The sequence below is a fragment of the Cupriavidus sp. FW305-26 genome, assembly GCF_058787975.1.
The window spans coordinates 1-7579 of record NZ_JBYTAH010000132.1 but is presented as its reverse complement, the minus strand read 5'-3'; the positions used below and the strand labels follow the sequence as shown (position 1 = coordinate 7579).

Below are 7579 nucleotides of genomic sequence, written 5' to 3'. Positions count from 1 at the left end.
CCTCCCCCTCGCCGGCCCGCCGCAATAGCCGGGCAAACGTCTTGCCCGGGTGCTGCGCGCCAGCCGGATCGACTCCGCCAGCGCCAGCCCGAATCCCGCAACGCTGCCCAGGTCCTGTTCCACCCGCTCGCGCAGGAAGGCGGCCCAGGAGAAATCGCCGGCAGCGCTGCCAGGCTTGCGGTAAGCCCCGGCCTCGCGCGCAAAGGCCGCCAGGCTGCGATAGGGATCGTCGCGCATGCCCCGCACAGTGGGCGGCAGCGCCTTCGGGCCCAGCAGCTTGCCGTGCTCGTCGTAGGGATGGACATGGCCGAGACGGCGCATCCGTTTCCAGAACGCCGACGGGCTCAGGCGGCTGAAGTCATGCAGCACGCGCACGGGTGCCTGCTCGTAGCCGAGATCCAGCCACGCCCGCGCCCAGTGATGGTGATCGATGATATAGAGGCTGCCGCCCGGCCCGGCCACGGTCTTGACGCGATGGCGGCGCATGAAGCGCCGCAGCGCCGCGTGGTCGTCCGGGTTCGCGTGGCGCTGCGTGACATCCATCTTGTAGCTGACGTGGGCATAACCGAGCGTCAGCTGGGTCGGGCGCAGGCGAGCCAGTTCGGCAACGGCGTTGCCTCGCGCGCTGCGCGGCGTGCCTGGTTCAGCGCTGTCGGCTGCGGCGACGCGGCGCTCAGTCGTTCTCGGCACGCTTCTGGTCGACGAAGTGCTCAAGCTCGCTGCCCGGGTCTTCGTTGCCGGTGCTCTCTTCGGCAACCGCCTCGCGTGCGAGCGGGCGTGGCCAGTACTCACCCTCGCCGCCGCGTATGGGCTCGCCGTGGCGGGCGGGATTGAAATCCGTCCACTGGCCGCATTCCCAGTTGCCTTGCGCGCATTCCAGTGCGCTCGCCCCGGCTTCACGCAGCACGTCCACGGCAACGGAATCGAGGCCGTTGTTGACGCATGCCGCCAGCATGACGCGGTCCACCGCGCCGCTTTCCGGCGCACTGTCCGGCCCCACCGACATGATGGATACGTCCCACACGGAGAAGCCGCGCGAGAACAGGGTACGTGCCACGTCTTCGGCGCTGGCAATCGAATCGAAACGTCCGGCTACGATCGATGACATGATGACTGACTCCCATGATGGTGGCGATGGTCATGACTGCTGTCATCCACATTGCAAGAGCCACGCCTGCGCCTGCTGTGCGGCACGCCGCGCGCACGGCCTGCATGGCGCGCACGCCGGCGTGCAATATTTGCAAAGGCGGCCCCGGAACTACATGCCCCGCCCTGGCGCCTCAGCCGTTGACGACCTCGCCGCCGTTGATGTGCAGGATCTGCCCGGTGATATAGCTGGCCGCGTCGGACGCCAGGAATACAAAGCCCGCCGCCACCTCGAACGGTTGTCCCGGGCGGCCCATCGGCGTCTTCTTGCCAAACTCGGCCACTTCCTCCGCGGTGAAGGTCGACGGGATCAGCGGTGTCCAGATCGGGCCCGGCGCGACGCCGTTGACACGGATGCCGCGCTCGACCACCTGCAGCGCCAGGGAACGCGTGAACGATACGATCGCACCCTTGGTGGCGGAATAATCCAGCAGGTGCTTGCTGCCGCGATACGCGGTCACCGAAGTGGTGTTCAGTATTGACGCGCCCGACTTCAGGTGCGGCAGCACCGCGCGCGTCAGGTGGAACATCGCAAACACATTGGTGCGGAAGGTGGCCTCCACCTGGCTGGCGTCGACCTCTTCCAGCGAGGCCTTGGAGTGTTGCTCGGCGGCGTTGTTGACCAGGATGTCAAGCTTGCCGTACTGCTGCAACGCCTGTCGCGCCACGGCCTCGGCATGCGCGCGGTCGGCGAGGTCGCCGGCGATTGCCAGGCATTTGCGGCCCGCCCCCTCCACCAGCTCGACGGTCTCGCGCGCATCGGCATGCTCATCGAGATAGGCGATGGCGACATCGGCGCCTTCACGCGCAAAGGCCACCGCAATGGCCCGGCCGATGCCGCTGTCGCCGCCGGTAATCAGCGCCGCGCGCCCGCGCAGGCGGCCGCTGCCGACATAGTCGTCAGCGCCGCTGTCCGGCTGCGGCCGCATGGCGGACTCCAGGCCAGGTTGTCGCGACTGGTGCTGGGGCGGGATGCTGGTCGGTGTGGACATGGCTGGCTCCTGTCTGCGCGGCCGCATCGCGGCCCTTGCAGGTGCCGCGCAAATTCCATGCCGCAAACGGCGAGCCCGGGCCACGCCGCGGCCCGCGGCCGTGGCTGACACGCCGCCCGTAACCCTTACATCGCCCGGCAATCCTTACAGCGATCCGGGACGGCCAGCCCGCCTGGCCCCCGCGCGCGCGTCGGGGCACGGATATTGCGGCCATTGCAGGCATGAACATCACCGGCCCGGCGCGCCTGCGGCGGTTGCCGCACGGGCCCGCCGCACCTGGCAGTGCGGCGGAGGACGCCCGGGCCCCACAGCCAGGAGGCAACCATGTTCAACTTCCGCAACGAGCGCAGCCGCAGCGGCCCCCGCAGCGGCAGCGAAACGCAGCGCCGCGAGCGCGGCCCGGCGCAACGGACGCGCGACCAGGGCCGGGGCAGCGGCTCGGAGGACTGGGGACAGGAATGGGGCGAGGACTGGCGCGGCGACAGCAGCGGCCAATCCGCGCCTCCGGGCCGCGAACGCGAGTCCGATCTCCATGGCGGCCCGTGGTACCAGCAGGGCACGCCTGCCGGCCAGCGCCGCGGCAGTTGGGGCGAACCGGGCTATGGCGCGGCCGACACGGGCGGCACCGGCCATCCGTACAGCAGCGGCTATGGTGGCTACCGGCCGGCCCCGCAGGACAGCGGCTACCGCAGCGAAGAACGCGAATCGGGCTATGGCTACCGCGATGAAGACCGCTTCGGCCCGCGCGGACGCCGCAGCGAACTCAGCGATGAGGATGACCCGCGCCAGCCTGGCCGCGGCTGGCATGGTGGTGAAGAAGAATGGGGTGAACGCGGCGGCCGCGCCATGCACTGGCGCGAAGGCATGGAACGCGACCGCGCGCAGCGCGCCGGGCAGCCGAGCTATGGCGGCGGCTATTTTGGCGATGCCGGCAGCGGTGGCCAGTCGTACAGCGGCGGCCAGCGTATGTACCCGGATGATCCGGGCTACCGGCGCCACGCGTCCTATACGGCGCAAGCGGGAGCGCCAGGCGGCCAGCGCGCCGGGCGCCGTCCGGTCGGCCCCAAGGGCTACCGCCGCGCCGATGAGCGCGTACGCGAGGATGTGTGCGAACGCCTGGCGATGAACCCCTATGTCGATGTCCACGATGTCAGCGTGGAAGTGGCCAACGGCGTGGTGACGCTGGACGGCACCGTGCGCGAGCGCCGCGAGAAGTACGTGATCGAGGACATCGCCGATGCCGTGTTCGGCGTCACCGAGGTGAATAATCACCTGCGCGTGCAGCGCCAGCCAGGCGCCGCGTGGGCGGCGGGCTCCGAGGTCGGCGGCGACGATGCGGCCGGCACCGATACTTCGGGGATCTCGCCTGAGCGCACGCTGAACAAGAGTTGATGCGCCCATGCGCCGCCAGCCTCGCAAGCTGTGCCCGGACAGCAAGCTGATGGTGCCGCTGGATGCCCTGCGTCCCACCCAGATCACGGTAGGCGGCTACCACGTCGCGCAGAAGGTCCATGTCACCCGGCGCGTGCCGCCGGAGGACCGCGCCGCGTTCCTGGACCGGCACCGCGTACACCTGGTGATCGGTCCGGAACAGGCCCTGTACGTGGTCGATCACCATCACTGGGTGCGCGCCTGGCACGATCTGGGGCTCACCCATGTGCCGGGCGTGGTGCGCGCCGACCTGAGCGACATGGACGTGCCGGCGTTCTGGCGCCACATGGTGGCCGAGCACATGGTCCACCCTTACGACGAACACGGGCGCCGCCGTCCGCTGACGGAACTGCCTGCCGGCATCCACGACATGCGCGACGACCCGTATCGCAGCCTCGAGGCCTTCGTGCAGCTGGCCGGCGGCTATCGCAAGGTCAAGACCGCCTATATGGATTTCCGCTGGGCCGACTATTTCCGCCGCCACGTGGCAGGCCCGTTCGACACCCCGCATCACTTTGCCATCGCGCTGGCGCAGGCGTTCCGGCTGGCCCACGCCGCGGGCGCGCGCGGCCTGCCGGGCTACATCGGCCCATTGGGGTACTGAGCCGGTTCAGCTGTCCTGGCCTGCTGCCATCGACATGGCGCAAGCCGCTATTGGGTGCCGGATACCGCCGCCGGCACGCTTGCGGACTCGGCCTGCGGCATGCCCGGCTCGCCGGTGGCCGCCTGCGGTGCGGGCCGCTCCGCGGGCCGCTCGGCGCGCTCGGCGCTGACCGGGCCGGCGCGCGCAACGGTGATCATCTCGCGCAGCCAGTTGACCAGCAGGCTGCTGTAGCCGCGCTGGCTTTCCTCTTCCGTCAGGCCGTGGTCGGCACCCTTGATCACGCGGTAGGTCATGGAGCTGGCGTGCACGCAGGCATCCACGTAGCTCATCACCGCGGCGTGCGGCACCACCTGGTCGTGCTCGGATTCGATCACCAGCACGTCGCCGGCAAATTCCGCGCAAGCGCGCAGGGCGCGGTTGCTCTCGGGCGGCACCACGCTGCGCCGGTAGGCCACCAGGTCCTGTTCGCGATGCAGCTGGCGCTTGGGCAGTTCCCAGCCCGAGTCCATGTACAGCGCCGGCGCGCGGAACGCCATCCAGCGCACCTGGCGCAGCGTGCTCAGCAGCGCAGCCAGGTAGCCGCCGTAGCTGCTGCCCACCACCGCGATGGCGTTGCGGTCCACTTCGGGCTGGCGCACCAGCACATCGTAGGCGGCCACCACGTCGGCCAGGTTGCGCATGCGGCTGACGGTCTCGTATTGCGCCTGGGTGCCGGCGTGCCCGGTCAGGTCGAAGGTCAGGCAGACGCAGCCCAGCCCTGCCACCTTGCGCGCGCGGGCCAGGTATTGCTGCTGGCTGCCGCCCCAGCCGTGGACAAACAGCACGCCCGGCAGCCTGGTTTGCGGGCTGATCAGGGTGCCGGCAATGGTGCCGCCTTCGCTTTCTATCTGCAGCAGGTCTTCATGCGTTGCCATCGGAATCAGGCTCCAGTCGTGCGTATTTGGTCAACGGACCGGCGTGCCGGTCTTCTCCCTGGAAGTAGATCTCGGCGTCGTCCGGCACGCGCACGCCCTTGCCATAGACCTCGCGCGTGGCAGCCACCACGCGGGCGCGGCGCGGATCCTCGCGCAGCGCGGCCAGCGCCGCCAGTTCGGCGCCGGTCGCGCCGCCCACCCGCCAGGACTGTTCCAGCACGCCCCCAAGCACCTGCCCGTGGCCGGCGCTGCCCGCGGGCGGGCCGAAGGCGACGTCGTAGTTGCAGCGCGACAGCACCATGTTCCCGGCATCGCCATAGCACGCGAGCGCGGCTTCGTGGTACACCATCGCGGCCCGCACCGCGGCCAGCGTGCGCGCGTCGAACGGGTGCCGCAGCAGCGCCTCGAGGCCGCCGCGCACCATCGTCAGCGTCGAGCCACCATAGACCTTCTGCCCGTGGTTATTGGCAGTGAGCCCTTGCGTGCCGCAATAGCTGGCCCGCAGGCCCGCCAGTTCCACCTGCCCCACGCTGTAGGTCTGCGGCGCGTCCAGGTCGCGCTCCGCCACCAGGCCATGGGCTTCCACCACGTCGGGCGCCATCGCGGCAAGCGCCTCGTCCAGCGAGCGTTCGTCGTGGACCACGCGCTGGCCCAGCCCGCCGACGCCGTACGGTTCTTTCAGCCGTACCGGCCCCAGCGCCAGCAGGCGCATTGCCGCAATCCGCGCGTCGCCGAGCGTGAAGGCGGTGAAGCCCGGCAGGGTAGCGCCCACCACGCGCTGCACAAAGTCCTCGGACCAGCCCTGCGGTGCTGCCGCGCCGGGTGCCACCAGGCCGTGCGTGATCGCCTTGGTGGCCACGAAGGCGTAAGGCACCACCCCGCCAAACAGGTCGCCCGCGCCCCGCACGCCGAGGTCCTGGGCCAGCTTGCGCCCCACCAGCGTCTGCGCGGGCACCAGGTACGGCACAGGCAGCCCCGCATCAGGCGCGGCGTAGGCGCCTGCAAAGGTGAGACCCGTGATGTCGGCGACCTTGCGGGCAATATTGGCAAGGGTCGTGCCATGGTGGCTGTCGGCCTTGCCCAGGGTCTCGCAACCGTAGACCATCACCGCGCGGCTGCGCGCCGGCAGGTTGCCCCGGGCGGCGCGCTTTTGATTCGTTGCCTTGCTCGGTTCGGACACGGGCGGCTCCTTGCTGGTGGCTGTCGCTCGATGGAATGGAAGGGGCCGCATGGGCTAAGAGCTGGGTGCCACGGTGGGTGAGCGGCTCCCGGCATCGCTGCCGTCCAGCCGGCGCCCGCGCGCTGCGCGCGCCTGCCGCTTGGCGGCGTGGTTCTCGCGCGCCTCGTCCAGCGAATGGCTCGACTTGATACCGTCTTCCTTGTCAGCCAGCTCGGCCAGGTGGCGATAGAAGGTCACCAGCTGGCGCAGCTCTTCCTCGTCCAGGTCCTCGATCGACACCAGCATATTGCTGGCTTCGCGGTGCGAGGCGAGCAGTTCATTGAGCTTCAGGTGGACCGCGACCGCGTCCTTGTTCTGGCTCTGCTGAATCAGGAACACCATCAGGAAGGTGACGATGGTGGTGCCGGTATTGATGACCAGTTGCCAGGTCTCGGAATAGGAAAACAATGGGCCGGTGATGGCCCACGCGGCCACCACGCCGACGGCCAGCACGAATGCGACCGGCGATCCGGCCTGGCGCGTGGCCGCGCCGGCGAAGCGGTCAAACGCATGCAGCAAGCCATGCTTGCCGGATCCGGATCGATGGTCAATGCCTGGAGGGATTGGGCTGGAATTGTTCATTGTTGGCGCTCCCACAGAGTTGTGGCTTGTTTGTGATTGGCGTCATTTGGTGGCTTATGGCGCTTGGCGGGCGTGGCTCTTTGGCTTGGTGCCATGCGGTCGGTTTTCGCCCTTGGCGGGCGTGGCTGTTTCGCCGGCGTAGCCGGCGAGTCACTTTTTGTCCGAGCGACAAAAAGTAACCAAAAAACGCGTCGCCTGAGCGGCTGGCAATCAATTCCACGGCGTTGGTGGTTCGCACGGTGGTGCTTGCCGTTCGGCGTGGGTGCCCGTTCGACCCTGCTAACGCCATGTGAGTGTGGGGCAGTGCCTCCGTTAACCCACTATTGAACGATCCCCATGCAGGGTGTAGGCCGCCTGCTGCCAGCCGCATCGCGGGGACGCCTACGGCTGCTACGCAGGCCCAAAATGCGCTGACGGTCATTGGGCGCTTGCGCGAAGCGCAGCCGAAGGCGTTGATGCGATAACGCTAGAGAGCGCGGGCCACCGCCCGACTTGGGGATCGTTCAAAAGCCGGTTATCGCAGGCACTGGCACACACTCACATGGCGTTAGCAGGGTCGAACTGCGACCACATCCAAACGGCAAGCACGGCCGCCCATATGACCAACGCCGTGAAATTGATTGCCAGCCGCATAGGCGACGCGTTTTTTGGTTACTTTTTGTCGCTCGGACAAAAAGTGACTCGCCGGCTA

Annotated in this window: 8 protein-coding genes; 2 read left to right on the top strand and 6 right to left on the bottom strand. The window is 68.8% G+C overall.

Going from position 1 to position 7579, the window contains the following annotated elements; translation table 11 throughout:
* The 3 genes from AC3WQZ_RS35015 to AC3WQZ_RS35005 all read right to left on the bottom strand — a co-directional run.
* Positions 1–690, bottom strand: a 690-nt coding sequence (locus AC3WQZ_RS35015) for a ParB-like protein (protein ID WP_492302106.1), incomplete at its 3' end; no start/stop codon positions are given.
* Positions 674–1108 carry a hypothetical protein gene (locus tag AC3WQZ_RS35010; RefSeq protein WP_010810656.1) on the bottom strand — a complete coding sequence of 145 codons (435 nt, stop codon included), beginning with the start codon at positions 1106–1108 and terminating at the stop codon, positions 674–676. The genes AC3WQZ_RS35015 and AC3WQZ_RS35010, both read right to left, overlap by 17 nt.
* Positions 1109–1280: 172 nt before the next feature.
* On the bottom strand, positions 1281–2138 hold the full coding sequence (locus AC3WQZ_RS35005) for an SDR family oxidoreductase (protein ID WP_010810657.1): 858 nt from the start codon (positions 2136–2138) through the stop codon (positions 1281–1283).
* 324 nt (positions 2139–2462) lie between these two features.
* On the opposite strand from AC3WQZ_RS35005, the gene AC3WQZ_RS35000 reads away from it, so the two are divergent.
* Positions 2463–3530 carry a BON domain-containing protein gene (locus tag AC3WQZ_RS35000; protein WP_492302104.1) on the top strand — a complete coding sequence of 356 codons (1068 nt, stop codon included), beginning with the start codon at positions 2463–2465 and terminating at the stop codon, positions 3528–3530.
* Positions 3531–3537: 7 nt separating this feature from the next.
* Positions 3538–4173, top strand: coding sequence for a ParB-like protein (locus AC3WQZ_RS34995; protein WP_492302103.1), 636 nt, complete (start codon positions 3538–3540; stop codon positions 4171–4173).
* Positions 4174–4220: 47 nt separating this feature from the next.
* Here AC3WQZ_RS34995 and AC3WQZ_RS34990 read toward each other — a convergent pair whose 3' ends face one another.
* The 3 genes from AC3WQZ_RS34990 to AC3WQZ_RS34980 are packed head-to-tail and all read right to left on the bottom strand — an operon-like array spanning position 4221 to position 6888.
* Positions 4221–5087, bottom strand: coding sequence for an alpha/beta hydrolase family protein (locus AC3WQZ_RS34990; RefSeq protein ID WP_492302102.1), 867 nt, complete (start codon positions 5085–5087; stop codon positions 4221–4223).
* On the bottom strand, positions 5074–6267 hold the full coding sequence (locus tag AC3WQZ_RS34985; RefSeq protein WP_492302101.1) for a DUF3182 family protein: 1194 nt from the start codon (positions 6265–6267) through the stop codon (positions 5074–5076). Before AC3WQZ_RS34985 ends, AC3WQZ_RS34990 begins: the two co-directional genes overlap by 14 nt.
* Positions 6268–6321: 54 nt before the next feature.
* Entirely contained in the window at positions 6322–6888 is a 567-nt protein-coding gene (locus tag AC3WQZ_RS34980; RefSeq protein ID WP_037024718.1) for a low affinity iron permease family protein, read from the bottom strand.
* Positions 6889–7579: the final 691 nt, after the last annotated feature.